This is a genomic window from Sphaerisporangium sp. NPDC005289 (assembly GCF_040607455.1).
Lineage (GTDB): Bacteria > Actinomycetota > Actinomycetes > Streptosporangiales > Streptosporangiaceae > Sphaerisporangium > Sphaerisporangium rhizosphaerae.
Map to the genome: position 1 here is coordinate 36,771 of NZ_JBEXGS010000023.1, position 14,791 is coordinate 51,561.

Consider the following 14,791-nt stretch of genomic DNA (forward strand, 5'->3'; position numbering starts at 1 on the left):
CGATGACCTCGTCGCTGACCGAGCCCGCCGCCCTCGACCTGGGCCCCGCCGTGGACCGGGCCGCGGCACGGCGCTTCGCGCAGACCCACCTGGCGCCGCTGGCCGGCCGGTTCGACCAGGACGGCCGCGTCCCGCGGGAGACGCTCGACCGGATCGGCGCCGCGGGATTGTGGGCGCCGTTCCTGCCGGTCGAGTACGGCGGCCGGGGAGCCTCGATGCTGACCGTGGGCCACGTCCATGAGGAGGTGGGCCGTGCCTGCTCGTCGGTGCGCAGCCTGCTGACCGTGCACGGGATGGTGTCCTGGGCCGTGCTGCGCTTCGGCGGCCCCGAGCAAAGGGAGCGGTGGCTGCCGCGGTTCGCCGCCGGAACGGTGCTGGGCGCCTTCTGCCTGTCCGAGCCGGGCGCAGGCAGCGACGCCGCGAACCTGACCACCCGGGCCACCCGCGGAGCGCGGGGCTGGGTCATCGACGGCGTCAAGAGGTGGATCACCGGAGGGCAGCGCGCCGGCCTGTTCCTGGTGTTCGCGCGGACCGGCGGCGGCATCGGAGCGTTCCTGGTGCCGCGCGACGCGCCGGGCGTGACCGTCACCCCGATCCACGGCATGCTCGGCACCCGTGGCAGCATGCTCGCCGAGATCACCTTCGACGGCGCGCAGGCCGGGCCCGACGCCCTGGTCGGCCCGGACGGCTTCGCCGCCGGCATGGTCATGACCGGCGTGCTGGACCTGGGCCGCTACAGCGTGGCCGCCGGGTCGGTCGGCATCCTGCAAGCCTGCCTGGACGCCTGCGCCCGCTACAGCGCCCAGCGCGAAGTGAGCTCGGGACCGCTGTGCGACCTGCAGCTCATCAGGGCGAAGTTGTCCGACATGGTCACCGACACCCGGGCCGCGCGGCTGCTGTACGAGGAGGCCGGGCGGCTCAAGGACCGCGGCGACGCGGGCACGATCATGGCCACCTGGGTCGCGAAGTACTTCGCCTCCGTCGCCGCCGCCCGGCACGCCGCCGAGGCCGTGCAGATCCACGGCGCCGCCGGCTGCGCCCCGGGACACCCCGTGGAGCGGCTGTTCCGCGACGCCAAGGTCATGGAGATCATCGAGGGCAGCAACGAGATCCAGCGGATCACGATCGCCGCCGACGCATACAGGGAGGTCGCTCATGGGTGACGAACTGTCCGAGGAGAAGCGCCGCGGCCGGATCAAGTGCGTGGTCTGGGACCTGGACCACACGCTGTGGGACGGCGTGCTGCTGGAGGACGGCGCGGTGAGGGTGAAGCCGGAGGTCGCCGAGGCGATCCACGCGCTCGACGGGCTCGGCATCCTGCACTCCATCGCCAGCAAGAACGAGCACGAGGCGGCCTGGGAACAGGTCGAGAAGGCCGGCCTCGCCGACAGGTTCCTGTACCCGCAGATCGGATGGAACGCCAAGTCGCACTCGGTCCGGCAGATCGCCAAGAAGCTCAACATCGGGCTCGACGCGATCGCCTTCGTCGACGACCAGGAGTTCGAGCGGGCCGAGGTGGCCGCGGCCTGCCCGCAGGTCCTCTGCGTGGATCCGGCCGGCCTCGCCGGGGCGCTGCGGACGCCGGAGTTCCGGCCCCGGTTCGTCACCGCCGAGTCGCGCCTGCGCCGCGAGATGTACCTCGGCCAGATCAGCCGCGACGACGAGGAGGAGCGCTTCGTCGGCACCGGCGAGGAGTTCCTTGCCCAGCTCGACCTCGTCGTGCGCATCGAGACCGCCGCGCGCGACGATCTCCAGCGCGCCGAGGAGCTGACCGTCCGCACCAACCAGCTCAACTCCACCGGCCGCACCTACTCCTACGACGACCTCGACAAGCTGCGCACCTCCGATGACCATCTGCTGTACGTCGTCACCCTCGACGACCGGTTCGGCTCCTACGGCAAGATCGGGCTGGTCCTCGTCGAGACCTCGGAGAAGATCTGGCACCTGCGCCTGCTGCTGATGTCGTGCCGGGTGATGTCACGCGGCGTCGGCACGATCGTGCTCAACCACCTGCTGCGCCGGGCCCGCGACGCCGGCGTGGAACTGCACGCCGACCTGGTCGAGACCGGCCGCAACCGGATGATGCAGATCGCCTACGCGTTCGCCGGGTTCCACGAGCTCGGCCGCGACGGCCGGCACGTGACGCTGCGGGCCGACCTCGGCGCCATCCCGCCCCCGCCGTCCTATGTCCGCCTGCTCACCGACTGACCGGACGGGAGACGCGACGGTGTCCGTACACCTCGGGACCAGCAGATGGCTGCCCGGTCCGGTGGCCGCCGGGGCACGACTGCGGTTGCTGTGCCTGCCGCACGCCGGGGCGGGCGCCTCGGCGTACCGGCGGTGGGGCGCGGGGCTGCCGGCCTGGATCGGCGCGGTGCCGGTGCAGCCGCCCGGACGGGAGACCCGGCTGGGGGAGCGGCCCTACCGGGACTGCCGGGCGCTGGTGCGGGACCTGGCCGGCGAGGTCGCGCCCACGCTGAGCCGCCCGTACGCCGTGTTCGGGCACAGCCTCGGCGCGCTGCTGGCCTACGAACTGGTGCGGGAGCTGATCGGGCGGGGCTGCCCGCCGCCGGCGCGGCTGTTCGTGTCCGGACGCAAGGCCCCGCAGCTCGCCGAGACCCTTCCCCGCCTGGCCGGCGCCTCCCTCGACGAGCTGGCCGGCCTGCTGAGCCTGCTCGGCGGCACCCCGCCGGAGCTGCTCGGCGACCGGAAGGTGCTCGCGCTGATGGCGCCGGTGCTGCGCGCCGACTTCGCCGTCAACGAGAGCCACCACTACGCCCCGCACGCGCCGCTGGAGGTGCCGATCACCGCGTTCGCCGCCACCGCCGACGCCCGCGCCTCGGTCGCCGACGTCGCCGCCTGGGGTGCGCGCACCGGCGCGGAGTTCCGCCTGCACACGCTGCACGGCGGCCACTTCGCCGTGCTGGAACAGGCCACGCGGGTACACGCCCTGATCGCCGAGGAGCTCGCGCCGTGGAGCTGACCGTCCTGCCACCACCGGTCCAGGGCCTGCGCCTGTGGCGGGTGCCGCTGGACCAGGACGTGGCCGCGCGCCGGCGCGCCTGGGCGCTGCTCAGCCCGGACGAGCAGGCGAGCGCCGGGCGCTTCGCCCAGGCCGGGGACCGGCACCGGTACACGGTGGCGCGCGCCGCGCTGCGCACCGTGCTCGGCCAGGCCTGCCGCCTGCACCCCCGGGCGGTGCGGCTGGCCACCTCCGAGACGGGCCGTCCACGCCTCGCGCCGCGCGCCCGTCCCGGCGCCCGCCCGCTCGACTTCAACCTCTCCCACAGCGGCGACGTCGCGCTGATCGCCCTGTGGCGCGGCACGGGACGCGTCGGCGTCGACGTCGAGCACGGCTCGGCACTGGTCGACTACGCCGCGGTCGCGCGGTCCATGTTCCCGGCGGTGGAGGCCGACCGGGTCGCCGCCGCCCGGGACGAAGACCGCGCCGACCGGTTCCTGCGCCTGTGGACGGCCAAGGAGGCCTACCTCAAGGCCCTGGGCGTCGGCATCGCCCGGCTGCGCGACGTCGTGGTGCGTCCCGGCTCCGTGCGCCTGGGCGCGGACCCGCGCTCGGCGGGCCGGCTGTGGCCGCTGGACGTCGCGGCCGGATGCGCCGCCGCGGTGGTGCTGTGCCCGGCGACACCGGGCCTCGGGACACCGGACGCGCGACGCCGAGGCACAACCACGCGATGGAGGGTGAGCGATGGACGACCCTGAACCGTTCCGACCGGTACGCCTAAGACGACTTCCGGCCCTGCCGGCCGCACGCGGGCCGGGCCTGGGCTCCCGCGACAAGGAGAAGCCGATGTCCACGAGCTTTGTCCACCATGTCCGAGCGATGCTGGAGCGCTACGCCGACCGGCGCCACTACACGGTCGTCCGGGAGACCGCCGGCGGAGTGGTGGAGGAGCGCACCAGCTACCGCCAGGTCGACGAGCGGGCCAGGCAGATCGCCGACGGGCTGGCCCGGCGGCTGGCCGTCGGCAGCCGGGTGCTGCTGGTCTACGCGAACGGCGCCGAGTTCCTCATCGCGTTCCTCGGCGCCCTGTACGCGGGCATGATCCCGGTGCCCGCGCCGCTGCCGCACGACGGCCGCAGCATGAAGCGCATCTCGGGCATCATGATCGACGCCGACGTGCGCCTGGTGCTCACCGCCGAGCAGAGCGCGCCGGGGGTCACCGAACTGCTGCGCGAGGACGGCCGCTTCGACGCGCTCGACTGCCTCGTCACCGACGCCGCACCGCTGGGCGACGCCGCCCGGTGGCGCATGCCCGAGGGCGTCGGACCCGGCACCGTCGCGTTCCTGCAGTACACCTCCGGCTCCACCAGCGAACCCAAGGGCGTGATCGTCACCCACGCCAACCTGCTGGCCAACGAGCGGGAGCTGACGACGGCCTGCGCCATGGACGACGGCACGGTCATGGTCAGCTGGCTGCCGCACTTCCACGACATGGGCCTGATGGGCGGCCTGCTCGCGCCGTTGTTCGCCGGCGGCGACTCGGTGCTGATGACCCCCACCCACTTCATCAAACGGCCGGCGCACTGGCTGCAGGCGATGACCCGGCACCGCGCCACCAACACCTTCGCCCCGAACTTCGCCTACGACCTGTGCCTGCGCCGCGTCACCGACGAGCAACTGCGCGAACTCGACCTCAGGACGCTGCACACCTGTATCAACGGCGCCGAGCCGATCCGCGGGCGGACGGTGGCGGACTTCACCCGGCGCTTCGCGGCGGCGGGACTGCGCCCCGACGCCGTCAAGCCCGGCTTCGGCCTGGCCGAGGCGACGCTCGCGGTCACCGCGACCCCCCACGGGCGCGCCGCCCTCACCTGCGAGGTGGACCGGGAGGCGCTGACCCGTCACCACATCGTGCCGGTCACCGCCGGGGCCGGCACGGTCCTGGTCAGCAGCGGCAGGCCGATCGAACAGCAGGTGCGCATCGTCGACCCGCGGACGCGGCGGGTGCTCGCCGAACGCGTCGTCGGCGAGATCTGGACGCGCGGCGCCAGCATCGCCCGGGGCTACTGGAACAAGCCCGGCGAGACGCGCGAGACCTTCGGGGCGCACACCGCGGACGGCGAAGGCCCGTTCCTGCGCACCGGGGACCTGGGCTTCCTGCTGGACGGCGACCTCTACGTCACCGGCCGGCTCAAGGACGTCATCATCGTCAACGGCCGCAACATCTACCCGCAGGACGTCGAGCAGCTCGTCGAGTCGGTGCACCCGGCGCTGCGGGGCAGGATCGGCGCGGCGTTCGCGGTCGGCGCCGACCCCGAGCACGTCGTGATCGTGCAGGAGACCAGCGTCCCTCAGCTACGCGGCCTGCCCGCGCGGGAACTCGCGCTGCAGATGCGCCAGGCGATCGTGCGGACGTTCGACCTGTCCATGCCCGGCATCGTCCTGATCGCCTCCGGCGTGCCGCGCACCACCAGCGGCAAGGTCCGCCGGCGCGCCTGCCGGGACATGTTCCTGGCGCGGGACCTCAACCCGGTGCACGAGGACCTGCCGCCGCGGCTGCTGGCCCTGCTGCCCGAGCCCGAGCCGGTCGGCGCCGCCCGGCGGTGACGCCGCCGCCCGTGCGACCGGCGACCGACACTCCTGGAGGTCAAGGCACCATGGCAGCCACCGACACAGACACCGAGACCGGCGCCGAGATCGAGACCGGCGCCGACCCCGTCACCGTGGTCGGCGCCGGTGACCAGGTCCGGGACACCGACATCGCGGTCATCGGCATGTCCGGCCGGTTTCCCGGAGCCCGCGACGTGGCGGAGTTCTGGGCGAACATCGCCTCCGGGACCGAGTCGATCCGCCGGTTCGGCCGGGAGGAGCTGCTTGCGAGCGGCGTCCCCCTGGCCCTGGCCGACGACCCGGCGTACGTGCCCGCCCGCCCGGTGCTCGACGACGTGCGCGGGTTCGACGCCGCGTTCTTCCGGTACAGCTCACGCGAGGCCACCATCGCCGATCCGCAGCAGCGGCTGTTCCTCGAATGCGCCTGGGAGGCGCTGGAGGTCGCCGGTCACCCCGACCCCGAGACGCGCGGCCGGGTCGGCGTCTTCGCCGGGGCCAACCTGAGCACCTACATGCTGGAGCGCGGCGCCCAGTTCGAGCGGGACCTGGGCGCCGGTTCCTTCGAGGTGGTCACCGGCAACGACAAGGACGCGCTGTCCACCATGGTGTCCTACAAGCTGAACCTGACCGGGCCCAGCGTCTCGGTGCAGACGTTCTGCTCGACGTCGCTGGTCGCGGTGCACCTGGCCTGCCAGGCGCTGCGCGCCGGTGACTGCGAGCTGGCCCTGGCCGGCGGGGTTTCGGTGCGGGTGCCGGACAGGGTGGGGCACCTGTACGCGCCCGGCGGCCTCGCCTCTCCGGACGGGCGGGTGCGCACCTTCGACGCCGGCGCCCGCGGCACCATGTACGGCGACGGGGTGGCGGTGGTGCTGCTCAGGCCGGCACGGGCGGCGCTCGCCGACGGTGACACGGTGCTGGCGCTCATCCGCGGCTCGGCCGTGAACAACGACGGCACGATGAGGTTCGGGTTCGCCGCGCCGAGCATGGCCGGGCAGGCCGCGGCGGTCTCGGCCGCGCTGGCCGGCGCGGGCGTGCGCGGCGACGAGATCGGCTACGTCGAGGCCCACGGGGCCGCCACCGAGCTCGGCGACCCGATCGAGGTGGCGGCGCTGAACCGGGCGTTCGGCGAGGCCGCGCGGGAGCGGGGCTGCGTGCTCGGCTCGGTGAAGCCCAACGTCGGGCACCTCGACCGGGCCTCCGGCGTCACCGGGCTCATCAAGGTCGTCATGGCGCTGCGCGAGGAGCTCATCCCGCCGACCCTGCACTTCCGCACCCCCAATCCGACGATCGACTTCGCGGGCGGCCCGTTCCGGGTCAGCGCCGAGCCGGTGCCGTGGCCGCGGACGGACGGCCGGCCGCGCATCGCCTGCGTCAACAGCCTCGGCACGGGCGGCACCAACGCCCACGTCGTCGTGCAGGAGCCCCCGCCGGTTCCCGAGCGCCCGCCGGGGCCGCGCCGCCACCACGTGCTTCCGGTGTCGGCCCGCTCGCAGGCCGCGCTCGAGCAGTCCTGTGCCCGGCTGGCCCGGCACCTGGACGAGCGGGCCCCGCGCCTGGCCGACGTCGCGTTCACACTGCAGGCCGGACGCCGGGTGTTCGACCACAGGCGGGTCCTGGTCGCGGCGTCGACCGCGCAGGCCGCGGCCCTGCTGCGCGGCGAGCCCGCTGGCGGAGCCCCGGCCCGCACCCGTCAGGAGACCTGGCGCGCCCGCCCGGTCACCTTCCTCATCGCCGGGGTGGGGGAGCGGTTCCCCGGCATGGTCGCCGGCCTCTACGCGACCGAACCGGTGTTCCGCGCGCACGTCGACGAATGCCGCGCGCTGCTCGGCGAGCCGCTCGCCGACGACATCCGGGCGCTGCTGCTCACGCCGACGTCCCCACCCGGCCTCCCGGCCCCGTCGCAAGCTCCGCACGAGACCGAGCCGGACCAGCACCCGCCCACAGCGCTGCCGCGCGACATCGAGGCGCAGGACCCATGTGCGGCACTGCCCTGCGAGATCGAGGCACAGGACCCGCGTGCGGCACTGCCGCGCGAGATCGAGGTGGCCGAGTCCGCCGCGTTCGTCGCCGGGTACGCGCTGGCCCGCACGCTCATGCACTGGGGCGTCACGCCCAGCACCATGATCGGCCACGGCGTCGGCGAGTACGTGGCCGCCTGCCTGTCCGGCGTGCTGTCCCTGCCCGACGCGCTGCGATTGGTGGCCTACCGGGCGCGCCTGATCGCGGCATGTCCGGCCGGCGCCATGCTCGCCGTCGCGGCCGGCGAGGCCCGGCTGCGCGGCCTTGTCCCCGACCTCGCAGCGCGAGGTGTCGACCTCGCCGCCGACCACGGAGACCAGGTCGTGGTCGCGGGCGCGCCTGATGCGGTCGCGAGGCTGGCCCGGGAACTGACCGGACGGGGAGTGGCCTGCCGCGACCTGCCCGCCACCCACGCGTTCCACTCCCGGATGCTCGCCGGCGTCCGCGACGAGCTCACCGCGTGGGTCACCGCTTCGGTGACGCCGCGCCCGCCGGCTCTGCCCTACCTGTCGAACCTCACCGGCGCCCTCGCCACCGCAGGCCTGGTCACCGACCCCGGGTACTGGGCCGCGCACATGTGCGCCCCTGTCCGCTTCGCCGACGCGGTGGCCGCGGCGCTGTCCGACCCCGACACCGCTTTCGTGGAGATCGGACCCGGCCGGTCGCTGGGCGCCATGGTGGGCGCCCACCCGGCGTGCGGGCCGGACCGCCGGCCCCTCATCGTGCCGACGCAGCCTTCGGTCGGAGATGACCGGCCCGACGACGAGGTGCTCGCCGAGGCCCTCGGCCGGATATGGCTCACCGGCGCCCACGTCGACTGGCTCACCTACAACGGCCGCGCCGCGACGTCCCCGGACCAGAGCGGCATGGCGCAGGGCCAGGCCGGAGCGGCACAGGGGCAGCGCGGTGTGGCGCTGCCGGACGGGGTGGCGCTGCCCAGGCGGGTGCCGCTGCCGACCTACCCCTTCGAACGCCGGCCGTTCTGGCTGGAGGCGCGGCGCGACCCCCTCATCGAGCCGGCGGCCATCGGTCCGGCAGCGGGCGACCTCGCCTCGCGGAAGGACGAACCGGAGGCTCTGCCACTGCTGCCGGAGGACCAGTGGTTCCACCTTCCCGTCTGGCGGCAGACCGCGCCTCGGCGGCCCGCGCCGATCGACGGCGTCTGGCTCGTGCTCACCGCACCGGGCGCGGAGCCGGTCACCGACGTCCTCACCGCCCGCCTCGGCGCGCTCGGCGCCTCGCACGTCCTGGTCTCGCCCGGCGCCCGATACGCCGAGAGCGAGGACGGCTTCACCATCCGGCCCGGCATGCCCGAAGACGCGCGGGCGCTGCTCGGCACCCTCAAGGCGGCCGGGCGCCTGCCCACCCGGGTGGTCCACCTGTGGCACCTCGAAACGCCCGGCGAGGCCACGACCAAGGGCCCCGCCAAGGACCGGGCCGAGCACCCGGTTGTGGGCTTGGCCGAGGATTCGGTCGAGCACCCAGCCGAGGACCTGGTCGAGATTCCGGCAGAGGACCGGGCCGAGGACGGGGCTGGGGACCGGGCCGGGGATCCGGCCGAGCGTGCCGTGCGGTACGGCCTGCACACCCTCGTCGGGCTGGCGCGAGCTTACGGCGACCTCGGCTTCCCCTGGCGGTTCGATGTCGTGACCACCGGCTCGCAGTACGTGCTCCCCGCCGACGCCGCGCGCATGCGACCCGAGCAGGCCACCGCGGTCGGCGCGTGCCGGCTGCTGCCGGTGGAGCATCCGGGCGCCGAAGGGCGACTGATCGACATCGGGCGGCCGACCGCCGACGTGCTGACGCACCTCGTCGACGAGCTCCTCGGCGAACCCACCGACCGGGTCGTGGCGCTGCGCGAGGGACGGCGCTGGACGCCGTCGTACGACCCCGCACCACGCCCGGCCGTCCTGGACGGCGCCCCGCTGGTGCCTGGGCTGCGTCGCGGTGGCGTCTACCTGATCACCGGTGGCCTGGGCGCCGTCGGCATGGCACTGGCGCGTCGCCTTGCCGGGGAGTACGCCGCCAAGCTGGTCCTGCTCGGCAGAACTCCTCTGCCGCCGCGGGCTCGGTGGCCGGTCGTGCTGGGCGACGAGGCCGCCGCCCCGTCCCTGCGGCGTCGTCTGCGCGAGGTGCTCGAACTGGAGCGCCTGGGCGCGGAGGTGATCGTCGTCAGCGGCGACGTCGCCGACCGCACCGTGGTGCGCCAGGCCGTCGACCTGGCCAAGAAGCGCCATGGCGGCCTCGACGGGGTCCTGCACGCCGCAGGCGTGTCCGGCGCAGGCATGTCGGGCGCAGGCATGTCGGGCGCAGGCGTGTCGGGCGCAGGCATGTCGGGCGCAGGTGCGGGGAGTGCGGGCGTGTCAGGCGTGGGTGTGGAGAGTACGGGTGCGGGGGTGTCCGGCGCGGGCATGGCCGGGTGCGCGACCGCCCACGGCATCGACGAGGTGCTGGCGCCGAAGGTGGCGGGTACCCGGACGCTGCTGCGGGAGCTGACTGGCGAGCAGGTCGGGTTCGTGGTCCTGTTCTCCTCGACCGACGCGGCCACCGGCGGCGATGCGGCCACCGGCGGCGGTGCGAGCCGGCTCGGCTCCTGCGCGGCCAGCGCCTGCCTCGACGCCTTCGCCTATGCCAGGCCGCTGCCCGGCACCCGAGTCGTCTCGATCGGCTGGGGCGAGTGGGTCTCGTCCCTCTGTGCCGATGGCCTGAACGGGCACGCCCCCGAGGCGGGGGAGGTCTCCGCCAGGCGGCGGGCCGTCTTCGGCATCGGGCCGGAGCAGGGCTGGCGGGCGATGCTCGAGGCGCTGCGCATCGGCGAGCCGCATCTGGTCGTGTCCACCCAGGACTTCACCGAGCTCGTCGGCCGGAGCCTCCGGTACACCTCGGAGGACCCGCGCCGGGCCTCGCGGCCCGCCGCGTTCGCCGACGCCACCACGCAGGAGACAGAGACGGCGCCGCAGACAGAGACGGCGCCGCAGACGGCGCCGGAGACAGAGACGGCGACGGCGCCGGCGACGGCGATTGAGACGGCGATGGAGACGGCGATCGAGGACGCCGAGCCGGGCGCGGACCGGCAGGCCCGCGTCGACCGCCGCAGGCAGAGTCTGCGCGCCAGGAGGCGCTGAGCGACCGTGGCGGCCCGCCCGGGCGCCGTCCGGCGCGCCCGCCCTCCGGGAACCGGCACCACATCCGGCCGAGCCGTCCCGACCTCCCGATGGCCGGTTCCCGGCCTCCGGGCCGCGACGGTCTCCTGACCTGCGGGGCGCTACGGTCTCGTGGCCCGCGGGTCGCCACAGCCTTCTGGCCTCTTGGCTTCCGGGTTGCTACGGCCTCTCGGCTCCCGGGTTGCTCTGGGCCTCCGGGCCTCCGCGTTGTTACGGCCTGCCGGCCTGCGAGTCGCCACGACCTCCGGGTCGCCGGACTTCCGGATCGCCGCGGCCTGCCGGTCTGTGGGGCGCCACGGCCTCCCGGTCTCCGGGTGGCCGTGGTCCTGCGGGGCCGGGCATTTGGGGGCGGGAAGTTCAGAGCACCGTGGTGCGGCCGAGGCCGCGGCTCAGGCGCCAGATGGCGTAGGCCCCGGCGGCGAGGCCGGCCGTCAGCAGCACGGCGGCGGGAAGCAGCGTCCCCGGCACGTTCCCGCGCAGCGCGGCCTGCAGCATGGACAGGGCCCAGTACCCCGGCGACAGCGGCGCCACCGCCCGCAACCACCCGGGGAACATCTCGACGGGGACGAACGCGCCGCCCAGCGTGGTCAGGGTCAACCCGCCGATGTCACAGATCGCGCTCAACTCGCCGTGGCTGCGGACCGTGGCCGCGATCGCGGTGCCGATGGCGAGCAGGGTCGTGCCCCAGACGGCCACCGCGAGCGCCACCAGCCACGTGTTCCCGGCCGGGCGCACCCCGATCACCAGCATGCCGTAGGTCAGCAGGATCGTCTGCTGCGCGAGCAGGACCAGGAAGACCGGCAGCCCCTTGCCGAGCAGCAGCTCGGCGGTGGTGACGCGGGTGGATCGCAGCCGGTCCCAGGTGTGCCAGGTGCGTTCCGTGAGCGTCGCCGTGCCGACGATGGCCAGCGCCAGCGTCGAGAAGATCACCAGCATTCCGGTCGTCACCTGCAGGGTGCCGCTGGAGAACGCCCGGTTGTAGACGGGCTTGAACACGAGCATGAGGATCATCGGCATCAGCAGGTAGCTGATGAACTGGCCGGGGTCGCGCAGCCGCAGGGTCCAGTTGATCCGCGCGACGGCGAGGACGCGGTAGAGGGATTCGGTGAGCATCGGTCACGCCAGCGACCGGTAGAGGTCGTCGATGGAGGCCTTGCGTATGTCGATGCCGTGCACCGAGCCGTGGGGCCGGCTCAGCAGATCGACCAGGGTCTTGGCGGCGTCGTTGGTGCGCATCCGGAGCTCCTTGTCGTCGATGTGCACGCGAACCTCGTCGGTCAGGCCGCTGAGCAGTTCCTCGCTGGTCCCGCGGGCGATGATCCGTCCCCTCCGCGCGACCGCGAGGGTGGCGCCGAGGTCGGCGAGTTCGGGCAGGTAGTGCGTGGTGTACACGACCGCGGCGCCCGCGGCGGCGCGCCGCCGCACGGCGGCCAGCAGCGATTGCCGTGTCTGCGGGTCGGCACCGGCGGTGGGCTCGTCGAGCAGGAGGAGGCCGGGCCGGTGCAGGAGCGCGATCGCGGCCTGGATTCGCCGCTGCTGCCCGCCGGACAGCAGCCCCGCGCGCCGGTCGAGGAGGTCGGTGAGCAGCATCGCTTCGACGACCTCGTCCGTCGCGGCCGCGAGTGCCGCCCGGCGCAACCCGGCCAACCGGCCGTAGAGCACGAGATGCTCCCGGGCGGTCGCACCGGGGTAGAGCGCGATGTGCTGCGGGGCGACCCCCAGATCGCCCCGGGCGGCGCGTGGCGTCCGGCCGCCGATCGTCACCGTGCCGGCGTCGGCGCGGACGAGCCCGCAGACGATGTCCACGAAGGTCGTCTTGCCGGCGCCGTTGTGCCCGACCAGGCCGGCGATCTCACCCGGCGCCACGTCGAGCGTGAACCCGTCGAGGGCGCGTACATCGCCGTAGCGCTTGGTCAGGCCGACCGCTCGGAGCATCGAGGCCTCCTCAGTCTACGCCGTAGAGTAATCTACAGTGTAGACTGAGACGATGCGGAAGCTCAAGGACTCGCGCCGTGCCGAGATCGTCGACGCCGCCCTGCTCGTCGCGGCCGAGCAGGGCGTCAAGGCGGTGTCCATGCGCGCGGTCGCCGCCCGCATCGGGCTGACGCCGATGGCGCTCTACGGGTACTTCCGCAACAAGGACGAGCTGCTGGACGCCATCATCGGCCGCATGCTCGCCGAGATCTCACGGCCGGCGGCCGATCTCGGCTGGAGGGAGACGATCCTGCATCTGGCCGCCGAGGTCCGTTCCGTGGCGCGCCGGCATCCCTCCGTCTTCCCGCTGCTGTTCACCCGTCCGGCCGTGAGCCCGTCCGCGATCATGGTCATCGACCTGCTGTTCGACGCGCTGCTGCGCGCCGGTGTCGAACCGGCGCAGGTGCCCAGAATGGAGCGGATGATCAGCACCTTCCTCATCGGGTACGCGATCTCGGAGGTCGGCGGCCGGTTCTCCGAGGGCACGCTGGACACCCGCGGCCGCCGCGCCCAGTTGGAGCCCGACCTGCTGCCCGGCCATCAGCTGCTGGCCGGGCATCTGGACGCCCCGGTGGACTGGGACGCCGAGTACCGGGCCGACCTCGACGGTCTCCTCGACATCGTGGCCGGACTGGCCGCCCGCGATCAGCGCCGCCGGCAGCCGATCGGCAAGCCGTGACCGAGCCGGTCACCAGGGCCGGTCACCAGGGCCGGTCACCAGGGCCGGGCATCGGGCCGTCGTCGTAGCGGCGGCGGTCCGGATACAGTCTCACCCGGCCGAGGCTCCCGATTCGCCGTACCTGAGCGGCGAACCCCCCGTGGAGGACCGCTCATCGACCGGCCGGTCGAGCCAATGACGAGGCGATGAGGTGATTGTGGTGGTGTGGCCGCGAGTCGACGGGATGCGTTCCCTCGAACTGGGCACCCCTGGCGAGATGCGGGCCTGGCTGAACGGCCTCGTCGTGAGCGGTGTGAAGACCGCGACGACCGGTCTGCTCGCCGAATACGCCGCCGAGACCGAAGGGCTGGAGTATCCCGGCGAACGTCTGGCCGTGCTGGACGACGATGGCGCGCCCGTCGCCACGGTGGAGATCACCGGTGTGGAGGTGAAGCCCTTCATGGAGGTGACCTGGGAGCACGCCGCCGCCGAGGGAGAGGGCGGCGCCTCCCTGGACGACTGGCGCGCCGGCCACCGCCGCTACTGGTCCCGCGCCGGCACCCCCGTCCAGGACGACACCCCGGTCGTCTGCCTCTCCTTCCGCCTCACCCAGACCCCCTGACCGGCCCAGAGGCCCGTCCAAGGCGCGGTGGTAGCGCCTGCTGATGGCGTTCGTCCCCTGGCCGGCATTCATCGGCGCTACATTTCGTGTTTCCGTATGTACGTTGCGTCCACCGGCTGGGAGGGGATGATGGAGAGATGGGAACCGTGCTGGCTGCGCCGAGGGCGACACCGCAGGAGACGAGACGACACGATCTCGAGTCGCGCTACCGGAAGGTATGCGAGATCTGCGAGGAGCGCCGCGTTGAGATCATCGACGGCAGGATCGTGATCGGCGAGATGCCTACTTTCGATCACAACCAGGTGATCTTCCGGCTTCTCATGCAGATCATGTCGGTCGTGGCCGACCGCGACTGGATCATCTGTAACGACATCAAGGTCTTTCTCGGCGCCCAGATAGATCGCTATCGCCCGGACGTCACCGTGGTCCCCTCCAAGCCTCGCATGTGGGACGCGGAGAACGTCTATGGTGAGGAGACGCTCCTGGTCGTCGAGGTCGTCTCGCCGAGCAGCCAGAAAGACGACCACGACGTCAAACCCTGGAACTGTGCGCTGGCCGGGGTGCCCCTCTACCTGGTCATCGACACCTTCCGCGGCACCGCACGGCTTCTGAGTCACCCCGGCGGGAACGGCTACACCCACGAGGTGGCCGTGGCACTCGGGGACACGCTGGAGCTCCCGGAGCCATGGAGCCTCGACCTCGACACGGCGGTGCTGCTGATCTGAATCTCAGAGATCGGCCGGCCGCCTCCCGCATGGCCGAACAGAGTCGCTGTGACGGCC

General features: G+C 73.5%; 11 protein-coding genes. 9 read left to right on the top strand and 2 right to left on the bottom strand.

All coding sequences use genetic code 11. The annotated features are described in order from the left end of the window. Positions 1-2: 2 nt before the first annotated feature. From ABZT47_RS31295 to ABZT47_RS31320, 6 genes are all read left to right on the top strand, one after another. Positions 3-1,163: an acyl-CoA dehydrogenase family protein gene (locus ABZT47_RS31295; RefSeq protein WP_354850076.1), complete on the top strand. Its 1,161-nt coding sequence runs from the start codon at positions 3-5 to the stop codon at positions 1,161-1,163. Continuing rightward, positions 1,156-2,208, top strand: a complete 1,053-nt coding sequence (locus ABZT47_RS31300; protein WP_354850079.1) for an HAD-IIIC family phosphatase — start codon at positions 1,156-1,158, stop codon at positions 2,206-2,208. The genes ABZT47_RS31295 and ABZT47_RS31300 overlap by 8 nt, the downstream gene beginning before the upstream one ends. Before the next feature lie 19 nt (positions 2,209-2,227). Continuing rightward, positions 2,228-2,983 (top strand): thioesterase domain-containing protein, encoded by a 756-nt coding sequence (locus ABZT47_RS31305; protein ID WP_354850082.1) that lies wholly within the window; start codon positions 2,228-2,230, stop codon positions 2,981-2,983. Then, a complete protein-coding gene (locus ABZT47_RS31310) occupies positions 2,974-3,720 on the top strand; it encodes a 4'-phosphopantetheinyl transferase superfamily protein (protein WP_354850085.1) in 747 nt (248 codons plus the stop codon). The genes ABZT47_RS31305 and ABZT47_RS31310 overlap by 10 nt, the downstream gene beginning before the upstream one ends. An 88-nt stretch (positions 3,721-3,808) precedes the next feature. Beyond that, positions 3,809-5,569 carry a fatty acyl-AMP ligase gene (locus ABZT47_RS31315; RefSeq protein WP_354850087.1) on the top strand — a complete coding sequence of 587 codons (1,761 nt, stop codon included), beginning with the start codon at positions 3,809-3,811 and terminating at the stop codon, positions 5,567-5,569. Positions 5,570-5,619: 50 nt separating this feature from the next. Continuing rightward, positions 5,620-10,716, top strand: coding sequence for a type I polyketide synthase (locus ABZT47_RS31320; protein WP_354850090.1), 5,097 nt, complete (start codon positions 5,620-5,622; stop codon positions 10,714-10,716). Positions 10,717-11,112: 396 nt separating this feature from the next. On the opposite strand, the gene ABZT47_RS31325 is transcribed toward ABZT47_RS31320, so the two are convergent. Together ABZT47_RS31325 and ABZT47_RS31330 are read right to left on the bottom strand one after the other, a co-directional pair. Next, on the bottom strand, positions 11,113-11,868 hold the full coding sequence (locus tag ABZT47_RS31325; protein WP_354850093.1) for an ABC transporter permease: 756 nt from the start codon (positions 11,866-11,868) through the stop codon (positions 11,113-11,115). A gap of 3 nt (positions 11,869-11,871) precedes the next feature. Continuing rightward, a complete protein-coding gene (locus tag ABZT47_RS31330; RefSeq protein WP_354850096.1) occupies positions 11,872-12,690 on the bottom strand; it encodes an ABC transporter ATP-binding protein in 819 nt (272 codons plus the stop codon). A gap of 52 nt (positions 12,691-12,742) precedes the next feature. On the opposite strand from ABZT47_RS31330, the gene ABZT47_RS31335 reads away from it, so the two are divergent. The 3 genes from ABZT47_RS31335 (at position 12,743) to ABZT47_RS31345 (ending at position 14,734) form a co-directional block, all read left to right on the top strand. Further along, on the top strand, positions 12,743-13,408 hold the full coding sequence (locus tag ABZT47_RS31335) for a TetR/AcrR family transcriptional regulator (RefSeq protein WP_354850099.1): 666 nt from the start codon (positions 12,743-12,745) through the stop codon (positions 13,406-13,408). Between the two features lie 199 nt (positions 13,409-13,607). Further along, on the top strand, positions 13,608-14,009 hold the full coding sequence (locus tag ABZT47_RS31340; RefSeq protein ID WP_354850102.1) for an ASCH domain-containing protein: 402 nt from the start codon (positions 13,608-13,610) through the stop codon (positions 14,007-14,009). A 137-nt stretch (positions 14,010-14,146) separates the two neighbouring features. Further along, positions 14,147-14,734 (top strand): Uma2 family endonuclease, encoded by a 588-nt coding sequence (locus ABZT47_RS31345; RefSeq protein ID WP_354850105.1) that lies wholly within the window; start codon positions 14,147-14,149, stop codon positions 14,732-14,734. Positions 14,735-14,791: the final 57 nt, after the last annotated feature.

Coding starts and splice junctions, on each gene's coding strand:
- ABZT47_RS31315 (WP_354850087.1), top strand. CDS start 3,809: ATGTCCACGAGCTTTGTCCACCATGTCCGAGCGATGCTGGAGCGCTAC.
- ABZT47_RS31300 (WP_354850079.1), top strand. CDS start 1,156: ATGGGTGACGAACTGTCCGAGGAGAAGCGCCGCGGCCGGATCAAGTGC.
- ABZT47_RS31330 (WP_354850096.1), bottom strand. CDS start 12,690: ATGCTCCGAGCGGTCGGCCTGACCAAGCGCTACGGCGATGTACGCGCC.
- ABZT47_RS31335 (WP_354850099.1), top strand. CDS start 12,743: ATGCGGAAGCTCAAGGACTCGCGCCGTGCCGAGATCGTCGACGCCGCC.
- ABZT47_RS31295 (WP_354850076.1), top strand. CDS start 3: ATGACCTCGTCGCTGACCGAGCCCGCCGCCCTCGACCTGGGCCCCGCC.
- ABZT47_RS31345 (WP_354850105.1), top strand. CDS start 14,147: ATGGGAACCGTGCTGGCTGCGCCGAGGGCGACACCGCAGGAGACGAGA.
- ABZT47_RS31325 (WP_354850093.1), bottom strand. CDS start 11,868: ATGCTCACCGAATCCCTCTACCGCGTCCTCGCCGTCGCGCGGATCAAC.
- ABZT47_RS31320 (WP_354850090.1), top strand. CDS start 5,620: ATGGCAGCCACCGACACAGACACCGAGACCGGCGCCGAGATCGAGACC.